The organism is Yoonia sp. F2084L, from assembly GCF_023015625.1.
In the GTDB taxonomy this organism is placed as follows: domain Bacteria; phylum Pseudomonadota; class Alphaproteobacteria; order Rhodobacterales; family Rhodobacteraceae; genus Yoonia.
This window is the reverse complement of the sequence record NZ_JALKAH010000004.1, coordinates 14,754-32,609: the sequence shown is the minus strand read 5'-3', so window position 1 is coordinate 32,609 and position 17,856 is coordinate 14,754. Positions and strand designations below refer to the sequence as shown.

Annotated in this window: 15 protein-coding genes and 1 riboswitch; all 15 genes read right to left on the bottom strand. The window is 55.5% G+C overall.

Annotated features, from left to right (window positions below):
• Positions 1 to 18 precede the first annotated feature (18 nt).
• The 15 genes from MWU60_RS11785 to MWU60_RS11715 all read right to left on the bottom strand — a co-directional run bounded on the left by MWU60_RS11785 (position 19) and on the right by MWU60_RS11715 (position 17,771).
• Entirely contained in the window at positions 19 to 1,038 is a 1,020-nt protein-coding gene (locus MWU60_RS11785) for an IS110 family transposase (RefSeq protein WP_247227531.1), read from the bottom strand.
• Positions 1,039 to 1,424: 386 nt separating this feature from the next.
• Positions 1,425 to 2,279 (bottom strand): ABC transporter permease, encoded by an 855-nt coding sequence (locus tag MWU60_RS11780; protein ID WP_247227530.1) that lies wholly within the window; start codon positions 2,277 to 2,279, stop codon positions 1,425 to 1,427.
• Entirely contained in the window at positions 2,276 to 3,142 is an 867-nt protein-coding gene (locus MWU60_RS11775; RefSeq protein WP_247227529.1) for an ABC transporter permease, read from the bottom strand. The genes MWU60_RS11780 and MWU60_RS11775 overlap by 4 nt, the downstream gene beginning before the upstream one ends.
• Before the next feature lie 3 nt (positions 3,143 to 3,145).
• Positions 3,146 to 4,246: an ABC transporter ATP-binding protein gene (locus tag MWU60_RS11770; RefSeq protein WP_247227528.1), complete on the bottom strand. Its 1,101-nt coding sequence runs from the start codon at positions 4,244 to 4,246 to the stop codon at positions 3,146 to 3,148.
• A gap of 64 nt (positions 4,247 to 4,310) precedes the next feature.
• Complete coding sequence (locus MWU60_RS11765; protein WP_247227527.1) at positions 4,311 to 5,372, bottom strand: extracellular solute-binding protein; 1,062 nt, start codon at positions 5,370 to 5,372, stop codon at positions 4,311 to 4,313.
• A 120-nt stretch (positions 5,373 to 5,492) separates the two neighbouring features.
• Positions 5,493 to 8,336 (bottom strand): aminomethyl-transferring glycine dehydrogenase, encoded by a 2,844-nt coding sequence (gene gcvP, locus MWU60_RS11760; RefSeq protein WP_247227526.1) that lies wholly within the window; start codon positions 8,334 to 8,336, stop codon positions 5,493 to 5,495.
• A gap of 12 nt (positions 8,337 to 8,348) precedes the next feature.
• Positions 8,349 to 8,708, bottom strand: coding sequence for a glycine cleavage system protein GcvH (gcvH, locus tag MWU60_RS11755; protein ID WP_247227525.1), 360 nt, complete (start codon positions 8,706 to 8,708; stop codon positions 8,349 to 8,351).
• Positions 8,709 to 8,724: 16 nt separating this feature from the next.
• Entirely contained in the window at positions 8,725 to 9,849 is a 1,125-nt protein-coding gene (gene gcvT / locus MWU60_RS11750) for a glycine cleavage system aminomethyltransferase GcvT (RefSeq protein WP_247227524.1), read from the bottom strand.
• Between the two features lie 158 nt (positions 9,850 to 10,007).
• A riboswitch (glycine riboswitch) is annotated at positions 10,008 to 10,092 on the bottom strand.
• Between the two features lie 23 nt (positions 10,093 to 10,115).
• Positions 10,116 to 11,261 carry an iron-containing alcohol dehydrogenase gene (locus MWU60_RS11745; RefSeq protein WP_247227523.1) on the bottom strand — a complete coding sequence of 382 codons (1,146 nt, stop codon included), beginning with the start codon at positions 11,259 to 11,261 and terminating at the stop codon, positions 10,116 to 10,118.
• Positions 11,262 to 11,264: 3 nt separating this feature from the next.
• Positions 11,265 to 12,632, bottom strand: coding sequence for an aldehyde dehydrogenase family protein (locus MWU60_RS11740; RefSeq protein WP_247227522.1), 1,368 nt, complete (start codon positions 12,630 to 12,632; stop codon positions 11,265 to 11,267).
• Positions 12,633 to 12,634: 2 nt separating this feature from the next.
• Positions 12,635 to 13,999 (bottom strand): glutamine synthetase family protein, encoded by a 1,365-nt coding sequence (locus MWU60_RS11735; protein WP_247227521.1) that lies wholly within the window; start codon positions 13,997 to 13,999, stop codon positions 12,635 to 12,637.
• A 56-nt stretch (positions 14,000 to 14,055) separates the two neighbouring features.
• Positions 14,056 to 15,087 (bottom strand): TRAP transporter substrate-binding protein, encoded by a 1,032-nt coding sequence (locus tag MWU60_RS11730; protein ID WP_247227520.1) that lies wholly within the window; start codon positions 15,085 to 15,087, stop codon positions 14,056 to 14,058.
• A 46-nt stretch (positions 15,088 to 15,133) separates the two neighbouring features.
• Positions 15,134 to 16,459, bottom strand: a complete 1,326-nt coding sequence (locus tag MWU60_RS11725) for a TRAP transporter large permease subunit (protein WP_247227519.1) — start codon at positions 16,457 to 16,459, stop codon at positions 15,134 to 15,136.
• The gene (locus tag MWU60_RS11720) at positions 16,459 to 17,028 is read right to left on the bottom strand and encodes a TRAP transporter small permease subunit (RefSeq protein WP_247227518.1); all 570 of its coding nucleotides are present in this window, start codon (positions 17,026 to 17,028) and stop codon (positions 16,459 to 16,461) included. Before MWU60_RS11720 ends, MWU60_RS11725 begins: the two co-directional genes overlap by 1 nt.
• On the bottom strand, positions 17,016 to 17,771 hold the full coding sequence (locus MWU60_RS11715; RefSeq protein ID WP_247227517.1) for an N-formylglutamate amidohydrolase: 756 nt from the start codon (positions 17,769 to 17,771) through the stop codon (positions 17,016 to 17,018). Before MWU60_RS11715 ends, MWU60_RS11720 begins: the two co-directional genes overlap by 13 nt.
• Positions 17,772 to 17,856 lie beyond the last annotated feature (85 nt).

The window sequence follows — 17,856 nt, the reverse complement described above, 5'->3', positions numbered from 1 at the left end:
CTTGGGCAGTCGGCGCGGTTAGAACGCTGGCTGCCGATATTCTTGTTTCTTTGTCAGCATCGCCCAGATGATCCTTGCAGCTTTGTTGGCCATGGCAGTTGTCGCCAATCGGAAGGGTTTGTCAGCGATGATTTTCGCGGTCCATAAATCTACCTTTTCTGGTGAGCGTTTTGCCATCACTGCACGAGACGTCATACCAACGACCAACAGCTTGCGAATGTAACGATCGCCCTTCTTTGTGATCTTACCCAAGCGCTCCTTGCCACCGCTGGATTTATTGAGAGGGGTCAGTCCGAGCCAGGCTGCCAGATCGCGTCCTGTGCGGAACTGTTTTGCATCACCAATCGTGGCGACGATAGCTGACGCCGTGATTGGCCCAATTCCCGGCATGCGCATGAGCCTGCGTGCGTCGGTACTCAGCAAAGCATGCTGTTCGATCATCTTTGAATAGCCTGCAATACGCTCGCTCAAGCCAATGAACTGATAACACTGCATGCCGAGCATGCCGTTGGCGATGTCGGGCATATCTGGATGATCACCATCAAGGTGGCGCTTTGCGAATGCAGTCACTGCCTCAACCCCAATCGGCAGAATGTGCCCAAACTCGCGCAGCAGGCTGCGGATCATATTGGCCAACTGGGTGCGCTGCCGAACGGCAAGATCTCGGGTGCGATGGATGGACAGAATGGCTTGCTGCTCTTCCGTTTTGATCTCAACGAAACGCATGGTTGGGCGCCGGACGGCCTCACAGATCGCCTCGGCATCAACAGCATCCGTTTTACCGCGTTTGACATAAGGCTTCACATAGTTCGCTGGCATTAACCTGACATCGTGACCGAGCTTGCGCAACGTGCGACCCCAATGGTGCGACGAACCACAGGCCTCCATGCCAACTGTGCAAGGTGGCAGCGCTTCAAAGAAGGCGAGTAGCTTTGCTCGTTTGATGGCTTTATTGAAGATGACGCGGCCATTCTCAGAAATACCGTGAACTTGGAAAACTTCCTTGGCCAAATCTAGGCCGATTGTTTTAACTGTCATTGGGTGGCTCCTTTCCTTGCAGTCCATGACAACTGCATTTTGGCACATTCCATGCCGGTGGAGCAGGAGCCACCCACCTCATCCGCTTTGGGCCGTTCCTGCTGGGGCAGTACGATCCACCAAGTGAACATGCTGCAATCGATCTAACGGCGGCAGAGAGCGCAACTCGACCGATGCTGTAGCAAGCATCAAAGTCTGCTTTCGGACGATATCAACTACTGGTCGGAAAGCTCAGGAAAAATACGCAGCAAATCCAAACCCCGCATATCGGGCCTCTCAAAATGGTTCGCTGTTAGCAGATGGGCATATCCATATACAAAGATTCCAGCGCCACCAAAGTCTTCAGACCAACGTCTGCTGCAACCTAAGGGGCTCCGGCAGCCCCGTTACCGTTTCATTTTTTGGAATAGCAACGAAAAGAAGCCTAACGCTGCAGAAATCATGATCAATAGCACCGACACGGCATTCAAAACGGGTGTCGAGCCTTGCTTGAGTTTGTCAAACATCGTGATGGTCAGCGGCGCATCTGATCCGACCAGCATCAGCGTCGTGTTGAAATTCTCAAAACTCATCAAAAGCGAAACGACGGCAGAGGCAACGATCGCGGGCAACAAAAACGGTAGTGTTATCTGCCAAATCGCGCCCCATTTGCTGGCCCCGAGGTTCAGGGCCGCCTCTTCCAGACTGGGGTCAAACTTCTGCAAACGCGCTGAAATCACTAATGTCGCGAATGTTGTGATGAAAGAAAACTGGCCCAGAATGACAAGGATCAAGCCAGGTCGCAGCCCATCGAACCAGAGGCCTGTTGTGTCCTCCAGCGCGTTGGCGACCGAGCTGAAGAAAACCAAGATTGAGATACCAAGGATCACGCCGGGTATGATCAACGGCAAAAGCATCAACATGTAAAGCAGCGCCTTACCGCGAAAATCATGCCGCACGAACAGAAATGCGTTGCAGGTCCCGACAATGACTGCGAGCCCCGACACCCACAGCGCCACAAAAGCAGAGGTTCCAATTGAGCGCAGGATTGCGCGTTCGTTGAACACACCGATGAAAGGCGCCTCTGTGCCAAAGAACCAGGCAAGCGTGAAGCCTTTCCATGGCAGCGCTGGAAAGACGCTGTTGTTGAAAGCAAAGACGCAGACAACCGTCAGCGGCAACGCAAGGAAGATGAAGAACATAACGACATAGGCGCGGTAGCACCATTTCGCAAAAGCAGGTTGCGGGACGGTTGGGATCATGAGCGCCCCATCGTCTCGGACAATGACCGTCCAGAGAGCTTCAAGCCGAGGAAAACAACAAGCGACGACAGTGCCAGCAACAAAAAGCCAAAGGCCGATCCGAGTTCCCAGTTAAACCGCGTGATGAATTGCGTGTAGATCATGCCGGTGAACCACAGGCTGTCCTTTCCACCCAATAAGATGGGTGTCAGATAATTCCCAAGCGACAACATGAAGACCACGATGCACCCCGACACGATACCCGGCATCGCGTGTGGGATCACGATTTCACGCATCACTGCAGCACTGCTACCGCCCAGATCATATCCCGCTTCGATAAGGCTGTCGTCGAGGCTGTCCAGCGTCGTCACCAACGGCACGACCATGAACAAGATTGATGTATAGACGAGGCCAACCATAATGGCGGCGTCATTGTACAACATCTCAACCGGTCCGTTCACAAGCCCCAGATATTGCAGGAAGTTGGACAGCACGCCCGTCTCTCGCAGCAGGATCATCCAGCCAAAGGTGCGCACCAGCTCAGAGACCCAGAACGGGATCATGCACATCAGGAAGAGCGTTGTTTTGGTCCGCCCGCGTGTCAGCTTTGCAATATAATATGCGATGGGAAAGCCAAGGATCAGGGTCAGCGCTGTCGCGGCGATCGACATGATTGCTGTACGCGCAAATGTCCGCCAGTAAAGTGGTTCGCCAAAGAAGGTCGCGTAGTTGCCAAAGCCGGTCTCATATTCGCGGGGGCCGATCTTTTCGCTGATCGAGACAACAAACAATCCGATATGCGGCAGAATGATAAGAACAACCAACCACAGCAAGATCGGCGCAAGCAGCAGATAGAACCCAAGGCGCGACGTATCGGAAGCCATCGCTCAGCCCTTGGGCGCTGGATAGCAGCGCGCCTTTTTGGGGTCCCAACGGGTAAAGACGGTGTCGCCTTTGCGCAGGGTTCCGAAGTCTCCGGTCTGTGGCAAGGCAACTTTGATGATGTCGCCCTGTCCACCTCTTACAGTGACTGTGCTGTTGGCCCCGTTAAACAAGACAGACTCCACCTCACCACGCGAACCATTCACTGTGTCGCCGATGTCTGACGTTGCGAGCGCGATTGCCTCAGGTCGCAAAAAGACTACCGCATCCTGCCCGACACTCAGATTAGGATTGGGGGCTTCAACCTTGATCGGTTCCCCGGCAGGGGTCTCCAAAGTCAGCTGCGACCCATTCACGGCTGAGATCTTCGCATGGAACTTGTTGGCGTCCCCCACAAAACCTGCGACAAATGCGGTGTCGGGGGCGTGATAGACATCATGCGGTGTGCCAATCTGCTCGAACCGTCCGTTGTTCATGACGGCGATGTTGTCGCTCATCACAAGAGCCTCGGACTGGTCGTGGGTGATGTAGACAAAAGTCGTGTTGAACGCGGCCTGCAGTGATTTCAGCTCGACCTTCATGTGCTCACGGAGCTTCAGATCAAGCGCCCCCAAAGGTTCATCCAGCAACAGCACATCGGGTTCAAGCACCATACACCGTGCAATGGCGACGCGCTGTTTTTGCCCACCTGAAAGCTGGTCCACGCGGCGTGCCGACACATCCGGCAGCCCCACACGGTCCAGAACCTGTCCGACCCGGGATGTGATCTCGGCTTTGGGAACGCGGCGCTGTCGTAGACCAAAGCCTACGTTCTCGCCGATGTTCATTGTCGGAAACAGGGCAAGGTGCTGAAAAACCATCGAAACAGGCCGCTTGTTTGGCGGAACACCAATCATCGACTTGCCCTTGATCAGCAGATCACCACTTGTGGGCGATTGAAAGCCTGCGATCATCCGCAGCAACGTCGTCTTGCCGCAGCCCGAGGGGCCAAGGATAGAAAAGAATGAGCCTTGCGGAACATCAAAGCTGACATGATCGACGGCGCGAAAAGCGTCGTAGGTCTTTGTCAGATCCCGGCACACCAGGTCAGGTTGGGGGGCAGTCAAATTGCAACCTCGTATAGGGAGAAAGGGCACCGATTGGTGCCCTTTGCTTTGGTAAGGTGACGCCTTAGTTCGCGGCGTTGATCCGGTCGAGTGTTGCACCTTCCAGCGCTTCCAGCCCGGCGGGGACTGGCGGATACCACTTGATGTTATCAATGGCCGCCTGATCAAAGCTGCCCTGATAGCGCGCTTTGAGGTCTGCGCTGACACCAGCATCGCCATCGACCGCAGCTGTGAAGTTTCCAGCCGTGTTGGTAATCATCGCGGCGATTTCTGGCTGCATGACGAAGTTGATCCAGTCATATGCGGCATCGTCGGCGCGGCCACGTGCGGGCAAGACAAAGGTATCGATCCATCCCAGTGCACCCGCCTCCGGGGCGACGAAGGTGATATCAGGATTGTCAGCGTTCAACTGCCAACCACCTGTATCCCACGCCATTGAGGCCACCACCTCGCCCGAACGCAGCAGGTTCTTGATCTCATCCCCGCCATCCCAATAGGTTCTGACGATAGCCTTGCATTCGGTCAGCATTGCTTCGACCTCATCCAGGATGCCCTGATAGGCATCTGTGTCGCCATAGGCTGCGAACGGGTCGAGTCCCATGGAATAGGCAAATCCGATGAGCGTCGGGCGCTTCAAACGGTATGACACTTTGCCCGTCAGCGACGGATCGCATAAGTCGGTATAGTCGGTCACTTCACCCGCCATCGCGGTGTTGACCACAAGACCGCTGGTGCCCCAAACATGCGGCAGGCCGTACACCTCACCCTCATAGGTCGTGTTTGCGGCGGTCGCGCTTAACATCGAAGGGATAAACAGGTCGGCGGTCACGCGCGACATATCTATCGGCTTGTATATCCCAAATTCTTCCTGTGCGCTGGTGATCCGGTCTTGGCTAGGTTGGGCCAGATCAAAGCCGCCGCCATTGGTTGCGCGCAGTTTCGCGATCATTTCTTCGTTGTTGGATGTGGTGACTTCGACGGTATGTCCTGTCTCGGCCTCGAACATGGCGATGACCTCTTCAGGTGCATACCCACCCCACGTCAGCAGTCTTAACGTTTCAGCCTGCACACCTTGCGCGCCCAGCACCGCAACAACGGCAAATAATGATACCAGTGAATGTTTCATACAATCCCTCTCCCTTTTGGATAAAACATGACGATGAAGATACGGTTTTTGTTACAGTATTAAGTCACCCTTCTATGTTTGAGTCTATGGCAAAGCGCGCTTGCTCAACCGGAGTTTGTGTTACTCTGCGGCTTCGGAATATGCCTCCATTGGTGGGCAGGTGCAGGTCAGGTTTCGGTCGCCCCATACATTGTCGACCCGGTTCACCGGGGGCCAATACTTATCGACACGAAAGGCACCTGCCGGAAAACAACCAGTTTCGCGGCTGTAGGGTCGATCCCAGTCTTTCACGAGATCTTCCATCGTATGTGGCGCATTCTTAAGCGGGTTATTGAGAGGGTCCATCACACCATCTTCAATCGCGCGTATCTCATCGCGGATACCCAACATGGCATCGCAGAAACGATCAAGCTCTGCCATCGTTTCGGATTCTGTTGGTTCGATCATCAATGTTCCGGCGACGGGCCACGACATTGTTGGGGCGTGGAACCCGCAATCAGACAGACGCTTGGCGATATCGTCGACTGTCACCTGCGCGCTTTCGGCAAAGGGCCGGGTGTCGATGATACATTCATGCGCCACGCGTCCAGTCGGTCCCTTGTAAAGAACGTCAAATGCCCCCTCCAAGCGCTTGGCAATGTAGTTGGCATTCAAAATCGCAACACGTGTTGCTTGCTTTAACCCCTCACCACCCATCATCAGGCAATAGGCCCATGAAATCGGCAACAGCGAAGGCGAACCATAGGCTGCGGCGCTGACCGCGCCTTCGCCAATGTTTGGATCGCCGGGTAAATGGGTGATCAGATGCTCTTTCACCCCAATCGGTCCCATGCCGGGACCGCCGCCACCGTGGGGGATGCAAAACGTCTTGTGCAGGTTGAGATGGCTGACGTCACCGCCAAGATCGCCGGGGCGGCTGAGACCCACCATCGCATTCATATTCGCACCGTCGATATAGACCTGACCGCCCGCATCATGGGTGATCTGGCACACATCGATCACCGTCTCTTCGAACACGCCATGGGTCGACGGATAGGTGATCATGCACGCCGCAAGGTTCTCCTTGTGCTCAGCCACCGTTTCTTTGAACTCTTTAACATCTATGTCGCCGTTTTCGGCAGATTTTATCGGCACAACCTTCCAGCCAGCCATCTGAGCCGAAGCCGGATTTGTGCCATGCGCGCTCATCGGGATCAGGCATATGTTGCGATGCCCTTCACCGTTGGCGCGGTGATAGCGCGCAATCGTTAGCAAACCCGCGTATTCCCCCTGCGCTCCGGAATTGGGCTGCATCGAGATCGCATCGTAACCGGTCACGTCACATAATTTTGCCGACAGATCATTGATCATCTCAGTGTAACCGGCGGCCTGATCCTTGGGGCAAAATGGGTGCAGTTGCGAGAATTCGCGCCAGCTTACGGGCATCATTTCAGCGGCAGAGTTCAGTTTCATCGTGCAGGACCCCAGCGGGATCATCGCCCTATCCAACGCCAGATCACGGTCCGCCAATCGACGCATATAGCGCATCATCTCGGTTTCGGCGCGGTTCATGTGAAACACCGGGTGGGTCAGATATTCCGTTGCGCGGATCAGCTTTTCCGGCATCTGGTAGTGCGGCGTGTAGTCTTTGTCCTGTCGTTCGATCCCAAAGGCGCGCCAGACACTTTCGATTGTGGCCGGACGGGTGCGTTCGTCTAGTGTAATACCCACCTTTGTGGTGCCAACCGCACGCAGGTTGATCCCTTCGTCGACCGCCGATTTGATCACCGCTGATTGCAGCGGGCCCACGTCTACCGTGATCGTGTCAAAGAAGGTGGCGGGGCGAACGTCAAAACCGCTTTGCTTCAACCCTTCAGCAAGGCGGGCCGTCTTGCGATGTATTCGTTGCGCGATGGCTTTCAGGCCCTCGGGGCCATGGAAGACGGCATAGAAGCCCGCCATGACCGCCAATAGCGCCTGCGCCGTGCAGACGTTTGATGTGGCCTTTTCGCGGCGGATATGCTGTTCGCGGGTTTGCAACGACAGGCGATAGGCGCGGTTTCCATGGCTGTCGATGGACACACCAACGATACGGCCTGGCATGTTGCGGGCATAGCTTGCCTTGGTCGCCATATAGGCCGCATGCGGACCACCATAGCCAATCGGCACCCCAAAGCGTTGGGTTGTTCCGACTGCAATATCGGCGCCCATCGCGCCGGGTTCTTTCAGCAATGTCAACGAAAGTGGGTCGGCGGATATGATACCAATCGCATTGTTTTCATGCAGCTTCGCAATCTCTGACGTGAAGTCGCGGATATGACCAAAGGTTCCGGGATACTGAAAAATGGCACCAAAGACCGTACTTGCGTCTAGATCATCGGGATTGCCAACGATGATTTCAATGCCCAACGGTTGCGCCCTTGTTCTCATCACAGCAATATTCTGCGGATGGCAGTTTTCATCGACGAAAAAGCCGGTCACTTTTGCTTTGCTGATCCTCTGCGCCATTGTCATCGCCTCGGCGCAGGCTGTCGCCTCATCCAGCAGCGAGGCATTGGCAATTTCTAAACCGGTCAGGTCCGACACCATGGTTTGATAATTCAACAGAGCCTCAAGACGGCCCTGACTAATCTCGGGCTGATAGGGCGTGTAAGCCGTATACCATGCGGGGTTTTCCAGAATATTGCGTTGAATGGCAGGTGGCGTGACCGTGCCGTGATAACCCTGACCGATCAACGACGTCAGCACCTTGTTCTTGGAGGCCGTGACGCGCATGTGATGCAGCAACTCGCGCTCAGACTTTGCCTTGCCAAAATCAAGCGGCTTTTTCTGCCGGATTTTGGCCGGCAATGTGTCATCAATCAGCGCATCAAGGCTTGCCGCGCCAACGACCTCCAGCATCTTTTCCATCTCAGCAGGCGACGGACCGATATGACGGCGGTTAGCGAAATCGTACGGCAAGTAGTCGGTGGGCGTGAAGGTCATCGGTGCGGTTCCTTAGCCAATCATGGATTTATAAGCAGCTTCGTCCATCAAGTCGTTCAACTGCGATGGGTCTGATGGTTTGATCTTGAAGAACCACCCGTCACCAATGGCATCGCTGTTGGCAAGGCTGGGATCTTCGGCAAGGGCTGTGTTCACTTCCGTAATCTCACCGTCGATGGGTGCCAGGATGTCGGACGCGGCTTTGACGCTTTCGATCACAACAATCTCTTCGTCTTTGGTCACGGTGACGCCAACCTCAGGCAATTCTACAAATACCAGATCGCCTAACTGTGTTGTCGCATGTTCGGTAATGCCAACCACATAAACGTCATCCTCAGCACGTAGCCATTCATGTTCTTCGGTAAATTTCATTGGTTGTCTCTCCCTGTTATCTTTTGAAGTTGGCGGGGGTGAAGGGCATTTTCACCACTGTCACTGGCTGACGTTTCCCGCGCAGGTCCCCGTAAAGTGTGGTGCCAAGTGCGGCATATTCCGCTGCGACATAGCCCATGGCCACCGGACCACCCACCGTGGGGCCAAAGCCGCCAGAGGTGATGCTGCCAATCGGGTCCACGGCCTCTGCGGTGGCAAAAAGAACGACGCCTTCACGCATTGGCGCGCGGCCTTCCGGCAGCAGACCCACGCGCTTGCGCGCAGCACCCTCCGCCATTTGCCCGATAATCGCATCCGCGCCGGGGAAACCACCCGCACGCGCGCCGCCGGCTCGCCGCACTTTTTGAATGGCCCATGTCAGACCGCCCTCAACCGGCGACGTACTTGCGTCAATGTCGTGGCCGTAGAGGCAAAGACCCGCTTCTAACCGCAATGAATCACGGGCACCCAAACCAATGGCCTCAACATCCGGATGCGCGAGCAAGGCTCTCGCGAGGTCTTCGGCGGCGTCTGCGGGTACCGAAATCTCATACCCGTCTTCTCCGGTGTAGCCGGATCGCGACACCCAAGCTGCGACCCCGTTCAAGTCCAAGGTCGCGACATCCATAAAGCTCATATTCACAGTACGGGCATCCATTGCAGACAAAACAGCCTCTGCGCAGGGCCCTTGCAGTGCCAATAGCGCGCGATCTGCCAGTTCGGTGACTGCGACGCCGGGTTCAAGCGCCGCTTTCATATGGGCGATATCAGCCCTCTTACAGGCGGCGTTCACAACGACAAATACATGATCCCCACGGTTCGCCAGCATCAGATCATCTGCGATCCCACCATCTTCATTCGTAAAGAAGCCATAACGCTGGCGGTTTTCGGGCAGGCCGAGAACATCAACAGGGATCAACGGCTCCAGACCGGCAGCAGCGGCGGCGTAGCTGGCACCTTTGACAATGACCTGCCCCATGTGGCTCACATCAAATAGCCCGGCCTTTTCACGCGTATGCTGGTGTTCTTTCATCACGCCAAGTGGGAATTGCACCGGCATCTCGTATCCCGCAAAGGGGACCATACGCGCGCCAAGCTCTAAATGGAGTGCGTGTAACGGGGTCCGTTTCAGTGCAGTCATCGCGCTTTGCCTTCTTCCAGCCAGCGTGATCGTTGAAAACCAAGCGGCACCACATTGATACAGGGCGATCCCTGCACGCCAGTGCCTCCTCTGTCCGGGTTGCCTGAGATCATTATCCCTTCGGCGGGTGCATGTGGCACCACTCTCCAGAGTTGTCGCGCTCAACGTCGGTCCTTTGGCCTGAGAGTTTCCGAGGCGGTTGCTCCTTCGGCACCAGTGGTCTGGTTCTCCCAACGTTAAGTTTGAATATTTTCTATCGGAAACTCCTATAAGCAGGCAAGTAACAATTGCCGCGTATTTTCAGTGGTCATTTTGACAGGGTTGCCACCGGTGCTTGGGTCACGCAAAGCGCCTGCAACGATACGGTCTATGTCGGGGTCAGTCACGCCAAGCGCCGTCAGCGTTTTGGGAATGCCAAGCGATGCGTTCAGATCGTCGACATAGGCACAAAAACCGTTAAACCCATCTGCTATCCCTAGGTAACTGGACGCTTGGGTCAACACGCCTCTGATCGCGGGTTTGTTGAACTGTAGAACGGCGGGCATACAAACGGCGTTCGTGGTCCCGTGGTGCGTGTGATACATGGCACCGATCGGATGGGACAGTGCGTGGATCGCACCCAGCCCTTTTTGAAAAGCTGTCGCCCCCATTGCTGCCGCTGACATCATATGCGCGCGCGCTTCCAGATCGGAACCATCCGCGTAGGCACGCGGCAGGAACTCTTTCACCAGACGCATCCCCTCAAGCGCCATGCCCTGCGACATTGGGTGATAATGCGGCGAGCAGAAAGCCTCAACACAATGCGCAAAAGCATCAAGACCCGTGCCCGCCGTGATAAAGCTGGGCATCCCGACTGTCAGCTCAGGATCGCAAATGACGACGGAGGGCAGAAATTTGGGATGGAAGATGATCTTTTTCTCTTCAGTTTCCGAATTGGTAATGACGGACGCCCGGCCAACCTCTGATCCGGTGCCCGCCGTTGTCGGGACAGCCACAATCGGGGCGATGGCGTCGGCATCAGCGCGCGTCCACCAATCGTCGATATCCTCAAAATCCCACAAAGAGCGCGTTTGGCCAGCAAGAAAGGCCACCAGTTTCCCAAGATCCAAACCAGAGCCACCACCAAAGGCGACAACCCCATCGTGGCCACCGTCCTTGAAGGCTTTGACCCCGGCTGCTGCATTCTTTTCATTGGGGTTCGGGTCAACGTCTGCAAAAATGGCGCGGCCAAGCCCAGCGGCTTGCAGCAGATCGAGCGTCTTTGTCGTGATCTCCATATTGGCAAGACCCCGGTCGGTAATCAGAAGCGGCTTTTTGATACCGGCCGCCGCACAAGCATCGGCGATTTCAGAAATACGCCCGGCACCAAATCGAATGGCGGTTGGGTAGGACCAGTTTGCAGTCAAGGACATCTTCTACGCTTTCTTCAGGTGATAGGACTTGGGGCGGGTCAGGTTGTGATAACCGATCACGGACAGGCCACCCCCGCGCCCCGTATCTTTGCATCCCGTCCAACACAGCCCAGGATCAAGGTAGTCGGCACGGTTCAAAAACACCGTGCCCGTTTCGATCTGATCGGCAATCGCCTCGGCGCGCGCAGCATCTTGGGTCCAGATTGATGCAGTGAGACCAAAGTTGCTGTCGTTCATCAGGCGCACCGCCTCGGCATCATTTTTGACCGGCATGATCCCAACGACAGGGCCAAAGCTTTCGTCGCGCATCACGCGCATGTCGTGGGTGACATTGGTCAGGATCTGCGGCGTCAGATAGGCACCGCCATCATCGTCGGGGAATGGCGCGATATGCGCCTTGGCACCTTGTGCAACAGCTTCTGTAGTCTGGGCGCGCACCTCATCAGCAAAGCGTTTATGCGCCATCGGCCCAAGGGTTGTCTCAGGCTCTAGCGGATTGCCCAGTTTGTAGCCCTCAACAATTGCCACCGCCTTTGCAACAAAGACCTCGAAGTGCTGCTCAGCCACATAGATCCTTTCTATCCCACAACAGCATTGGCCCGCGTTGAACATCGCGCCGTCGATCAAAGTATCCGCAGCTGCATCCAGATCAGCATCATCACACACATATCCGGGGTCCTTGCCGCCAAGCTCCAGCCCGACCCCTGTAAATGTCCCGGCCGCCGCGCGCTCAATCGCCTGACCGCCCCCGACGGAGCCAGTGAAGTTTACAAAACCAAACGATTTAGCCGCTATCAAATCCGATGTTGTTTGATGGTCAAGAAAGACGTTTTGAAACACATCATCGGGCACGCCAGCGGCATGAAACGCCCGCGCCATCCTCTCGCCCACCAGCGGTGTCTGACTTGCGTGCTTTAGCATGACCGTGTTGCCTGCAATCAGCGCAGGGGCCACGGTATTGATCGCGGTCATATAGGGATAGTTCCAAGGGGCCACGACCAGCACGACACCATGCGGCACGCGTTTGATGACCCGCCGGAAACTACCGCTATCTTCAATGACAATATCGGCCAGGGCGTCCTGTGCGATCTTTGCCATGTAGCTGGCACGTTCGTTGAAACCGCCAAACTCACCGCCATAACGGATCGGGCGCCCCATCTGGTGGGCCAGTTCTGGAACGATCTCGTCGTTCATCTCGCCCACTTTTGCAACACCCGCTTGTACCAGCGCAATCCGCTCATCCAAAGGCCGAGCGGCCCAGCCTGATCGGGCGGCTTGCGACCGGGCAACGGCGGCCTTTGCATCGTCAGCGGAAAGCACAGAACGTTCTGCATAAACGGACCCGTCAATCGGCGAAATACAACGGATCATGATCAGGCCCTTTCAAAACCGCGCGCGATTTCCCAATCGGTCACAACGCGGTCGAATTCTTCTTGTTCCCATTCTGCGCAGCGGGTGTAGTGGTTGATCACATCATCCCCCATAGCGTCACGCAGAAACGACGACTTGCGCAACGTCTCGGTCGCAGCGCGCAACGTTTGCGGAATGTCTTGCGCCTTAGCGTCTTCGTAGACGTCGCCTTTGGTGGGCGGGGCAAGCGTCATCTTATCCTCGATCCCTTTGATACCGGCGGCCAGCATCGCAGCCTGCGCGAGATAGGGGTTCAGGTCAGACCCGCCGATGCGGCACTCCACCCGGATACCTTTGGTACCTTCGCCGCACAGGCGAAACCCTGCCGTGCGGTTGTCGATGGACCAAACGGTTTTTGTGGGGGCAAACGTGCCCTTCGCAAAACGTTTGTAGCTGTTGATGTAGGGTGCCAGAAAAAACGTGTAATCGGGGGCATAGTTGATCAACCCGGCCATATAGTGCTGCATCAGCTTGGACATGCCAAGGTCAGCATCAGTGTCGTGAAATGCGGGCGCGCCGTCTTTCCATAATGACTGATGCACATGGGAGGAACTACCCACCCGGTTATGGTCCCACTTTGGCAGGAAGGTCGCGGCGTGGCCTTGTTGCCAAGCGATTTCTTTGATCCCGTTCTTCGCGATCGTGTGGTGATCGGCGCAATCAAGGGCGGCAGCATAACGGATGTTCAGTTCCTCCTGCCCGGCCTCGGCTTCACCCTTGGAATTCTCAATCGGCAGACCAGCACCAAACAAATGATTGCGGATCGGACGCATCACGCCTTCTTCCTTGGTGGTCTGAAGGATGTGATAGTCTTCGTTATATCCGCTGATCGGGGTCAGGTCGCGAAAGCCAGTCTTGCGGATGTCGTCAAAGGATCTCTCAAACAAAAAGAACTCAAGCTCGGTGGCCATCATGGCGTCGAAGCCCAATGCGCTTAGCCGTGCGATCTGCTTTTTCAACACCTGCCGAGGGGCATGAGGCACGGGGTCATGCGTGTGGTGATCAAGGATATCGCACAGCACCATCGCGGTTCCTTCGAGCCAAGGCAAAATGCGAATGGTCGTCAGGTCGGGTGCCATAATGTAATCGCCATACCCCTTTTCCCAACTGCTCGCGGCGTAGCCATCAGGCGTCGCCATCTCCAGATCCGTGGCCAGCAGATAGTTACAGCAGTGCGTTTCTTTAAAAGACGTTTCCACGAAATTGACCGCATGAAAGCGTTTGCCCATCAACCGGCCCTGCATGTCCGGGAAACAGGTCAGCACGGTGTCGATAGACCCATCGCTGACGTGGGCTTTCAGGTCGTCGAAACTCAGATTTCCGGACATGTCTATTCTCTTTTCTGAATGTCGGGGACGGCACGAAACCGTCCCCCCATATTGTCTTAGCCGTAACGGTAAGGCCGGCCAGCTTTCACCATATCAGCGTTGTACTTCTTGAAGATGTCAACGACGCGTCGCTTGGTGTCGGATTCCGCGGCTATCTCTTCCCAGAATTCCAGTGCGGCGGCCTCGACCGTTGCCCATTCCTCGTCGGGGATGGTGGTGAGTTCCATCTTCGTGCCATTCACACGCAGATCAGCCTCACCACCCCAATACCAGTGCTGACGATAGTAGTGCGATTGCTCGCAGCATACCTGAAACAGCTTTTGCAGATCGTCGGGCAGTTCATTCCAGCGATCCATATTGGCAAAGAAATGACCGATCCATGCGCCCGAGATATTGTTGGTCAGAAAGTAGTTGGTCACATCAGCCCAACCAACGGTGTAGTCCTCAGTGATGCCGGACCACGCGATGCCGTCCAATTCTCCGGTTTGGACGGCGACTTCGATGTCTTCCCACGGCAGGTTGACCGGAACCACGCCAAACTGTGACAGGAAGCGGCCTGCGGTTGGGAAGGTAAAGACACGTTTGCCTTGCAGATCGGCAAGACTATTGATCGGATCCTTTGTCGCAAAGTGGCAGGGATCCCACGCGCCTGCGCTGACATGCTTGACGCCAACGGCTGCATATTCTTCATCCCAAATCTCGTTCAGACCGTAGCGGTTGAACAGGACAGGCACATCGAGAGAATAACGCGATCCGAAGGGAAAATAGCCGCCAAAAACGGTGACTTCCGTCGGTGATGCCATGGAGTCGTCGTCAGACTGCACCGCATCAATCGTGCCTCGCTGCATGGCCTGAAACAGCTCTCCGGTGGGGACAATCTGATCTGCGTAGAACAGCTCAATCTGCATCCGGTCACCTGCGATGTCGTTGAACATCTTGATTGCGGGATCAACCACCTCTGCGGCCAGTGCCGCACCGGCATAGGTCTGCATCCGCCATGTGATTGTACTTTGCGCCAATGCTGGTGCCGCGAGAGCGGCGGGTGCGGTCATTGCGGCACCTTTGATAAACTTACGTCTTGTCGTCATTATCTTTCTCCTTGTTGCAAAATGCCGGTTGGCCCGGCTTATAAATTCATTGTCCGTAAACGAGGTTGGGCAGCCATGTCGCGAGGCCGGGAAAGGCCATCACCAGCGTCAGGGCAAGTACCATCACCAACACAAATGGCGTGATGGACGCGTAAATGTCGCGCAGCGAAATTTCCGGTGGCGCCATCGCCCTCATCAGGAACAGATTATACCCAAAGGGCGGCGTCATATACGCAATCTGCGTCGTGATTGTATAAAGTATGCCGTACCAGATCAGGTCAAACCCAAGCGCACCCACCAGCGGCACATAAAGTGGCGCGACGATGACCAGCATCGCAGTGTCATCCAGAAAAGTGCCCATCAGAATGAAACTAAGCTGCATCAGGATCAGGATCATCCAAGGGCTAAGATCAAGCCGCTCAGTGAACAGGCTCTCAATCGCTTTCACGGCGCCCAACCCGTCAAACACCGCCCCAAACGCCAGTGCGGCCAGAATGATCCACATGAACATGCAGGTGATCCCCAGCGTATTCCGCACCGAGTTTTCAAAGACCTCGCGTGTCATTCGTCCCTTCAGGATCGCCGCCACAAATGCAGCCAACGCCCCAATGGCAGAGCTTTCCACCAGCGATGTCCAGCCATTTACAAAGGGCACCATCATCACCGCAAAGATCACCAAGGGCAGCAGGCCCGCTCGCAAAAGGCGCATTTTCTCGGCACGGGGCATATCCCGGTCTTCGTCACTTAAGGCGGGACCAAGGGACGGGTTCAATCGACAACGAATGGCGATGTAGGCGATAAACATCGCAGCCATCATCAGGCCCGGAATAATCCCGGCCAGCCACAATTGCCCCACCGGTTGGCGTGCAATCATCGCGTATAGGACTAAAACAACCGAAGGCGGCACCAAGATGCCCAACGATGACCCTGCCTGAATGACCCCGGTCACCATACGTTTGTCATAGCCCCGTTTCAGCAGTTCCGGCAGCGCAATTGTTGCACCAATCGCCATGCCCGCAACGCTTAACCCGTTCATGGCCGATATCAGGACCATCAGGCCAATCGTGCCAATCGCCAACCCGCCCCGCAGACCTCCCATCCAGACGTGGAACATCCGGTAAAGGTCGTCTGCGATTTTGGACTCGCTCAGCACATAGCCCATGAAAATAAACATCGGCAGGGTCAGAAGCGGATACCACTTCATCAACTTCATCGCGGCGGAAAAGCCGATGTCGTAACCGCCCTTGTCGCCCCAAAGCAGCAATGCGGCGACAACCGCAACAAACCCAATCGCGCCAAACACCCGCTGTCCGGTCAACAGCATCAGCATCATGGTCGAGAACATCAGTGTCGCGATCATCTCATAGGGCATCAGATGTCAGCCCCCTTGAGACGCAGGATATCTTTGAAAAGTTCGGAAATGCATTGCAGGATCATCAGGAAAAACCCGACAATCATCACCGTTTTGACGGGCCACATATACGGTCGCCACGCCGTCGGGGATTGCTCAAGCCGCCCGATCTGCTCGGCCCCTGTGATCAGGCCTGCAAAAAAGGACAAAGGCTCGGTTTTCCAATAGCCAAGCGAATAAGCGGTCGAACCAATGGCACCATAGAGCAAAACGCAAAGATAGAAGATCAGAAAAAACACAGTGATCGCGTCGAACCATGCTTTGCGCCGCACGGTCCAGTCGCCATAAAGCAGGTCCATCCGCACGTTCGAGCCAAGCTGTAGCGAATATGGACCGCCAAGGATGTAGTAGCCCACCATCACAAACTGCGCCATTTCCAGCGTCCAGAGAGACGGCAAAAAGAAGGTTTTGCTGATCGACGACCACAACAGAACCCCCATGAGGGCAAAGATGCCGTACATCATGACACGGCCCAGCCGGTAGTTGACCGCATCAACTGCGCGAATGTATCCGCGCATCACCCCTTGCATGCAGTAACCCCCATGTTGTGGAGCGCCTGAGACAGCCAATCCACCAGCACCTTTGCCATCGCGACTTGCGACGGGCCGTCCGCAATCAGGTCGCTACGAACCTCAATCATGACGTTCAGATGGCCCGGCGTAATTGCATGTTCTTTCAGCGTATGGGTCACACCATCCTGTGGGCCATAAGGGGCATTGCGGCGAACCTTGAACGGCTGATCAATGACAAGCAGCGCATCAGCCAAACGGCTGTCTTCATCGTGCAAGATGCCGATTTCCACATCTCTTTTTTGCCCATGATAAACCGGCGTAAAGCTGTGGATCGTGACAATGACCGGTTTTTTCAAACGTGAAATCGCGGCAGCAATCGCGTCGCGAAACGGCGCGTAATACCAGGCAACACGCTCTCTCATTTGCGGCTCAGTCAGTCCCACATTACCGGGAATATCATATGCCTCGCTTTTTGCAGGCATCGCATCGGGCGCGTCAGGCGGGCGGTTGCAGTCGTAGACAAGACGCGAAACTGTTGCCGCTATCAATACGGCGTCAAACCTTTGCGACATCGCCTCGGCGACCGCCAATGCGCCGGGGTCCCATGCAACATGGCTGTGACGTGCAGCGTTGCTCAGGCCCAAATTATTCAGGTCTGACGGAATATGGTGGCTAGCATGTTCACAGATCAGAACGACAGGCGATCTCGCCTCGGCGCGTGAGACCAGACCTGCGCTTGAATCATCGTGATGAAAAACCATAGCCACCCCTCGTGATAAATTGCTTGCCAACGCACTTCGTTGTCAACAGAATTGTGAAAAATCAATCACACATCCATTCAAGCTG

Coding starts and splice junctions, on each gene's coding strand:
- MWU60_RS11775 (WP_247227529.1), bottom strand. CDS start 3,142: ATGGCTTCCGATACGTCGCGCCTTGGGTTCTATCTGCTGCTTGCGCCG.
- MWU60_RS11725 (WP_247227519.1), bottom strand. CDS start 16,459: ATGCCCTATGAGATGATCGCGACACTGATGTTCTCGACCATGATGCTG.
- MWU60_RS11780 (WP_247227530.1), bottom strand. CDS start 2,279: ATGATCCCAACCGTCCCGCAACCTGCTTTTGCGAAATGGTGCTACCGC.
- MWU60_RS11715 (WP_247227517.1), bottom strand. CDS start 17,771: ATGGTTTTTCATCACGATGATTCAAGCGCAGGTCTGGTCTCACGCGCC.
- MWU60_RS11745 (WP_247227523.1), bottom strand. CDS start 11,261: ATGTCCTTGACTGCAAACTGGTCCTACCCAACCGCCATTCGATTTGGT.
- MWU60_RS11730 (WP_247227520.1), bottom strand. CDS start 15,087: ATGACGACAAGACGTAAGTTTATCAAAGGTGCCGCAATGACCGCACCC.
- MWU60_RS11765 (WP_247227527.1), bottom strand. CDS start 5,372: ATGAAACATTCACTGGTATCATTATTTGCCGTTGTTGCGGTGCTGGGC.
- MWU60_RS11720 (WP_247227518.1), bottom strand. CDS start 17,028: ATGCAAGGGGTGATGCGCGGATACATTCGCGCAGTTGATGCGGTCAAC.
- MWU60_RS11735 (WP_247227521.1), bottom strand. CDS start 13,999: ATGTCCGGAAATCTGAGTTTCGACGACCTGAAAGCCCACGTCAGCGAT.
- gcvP (WP_247227526.1), bottom strand. CDS start 8,336: ATGACCTTCACGCCCACCGACTACTTGCCGTACGATTTCGCTAACCGC.
- gcvT (WP_247227524.1), bottom strand. CDS start 9,849: ATGACTGCACTGAAACGGACCCCGTTACACGCACTCCATTTAGAGCTT.
- gcvH (WP_247227525.1), bottom strand. CDS start 8,708: ATGAAATTTACCGAAGAACATGAATGGCTACGTGCTGAGGATGACGTT.
- MWU60_RS11740 (WP_247227522.1), bottom strand. CDS start 12,632: ATGATCCGTTGTATTTCGCCGATTGACGGGTCCGTTTATGCAGAACGT.
- MWU60_RS11785 (WP_247227531.1), bottom strand. CDS start 1,038: ATGACAGTTAAAACAATCGGCCTAGATTTGGCCAAGGAAGTTTTCCAA.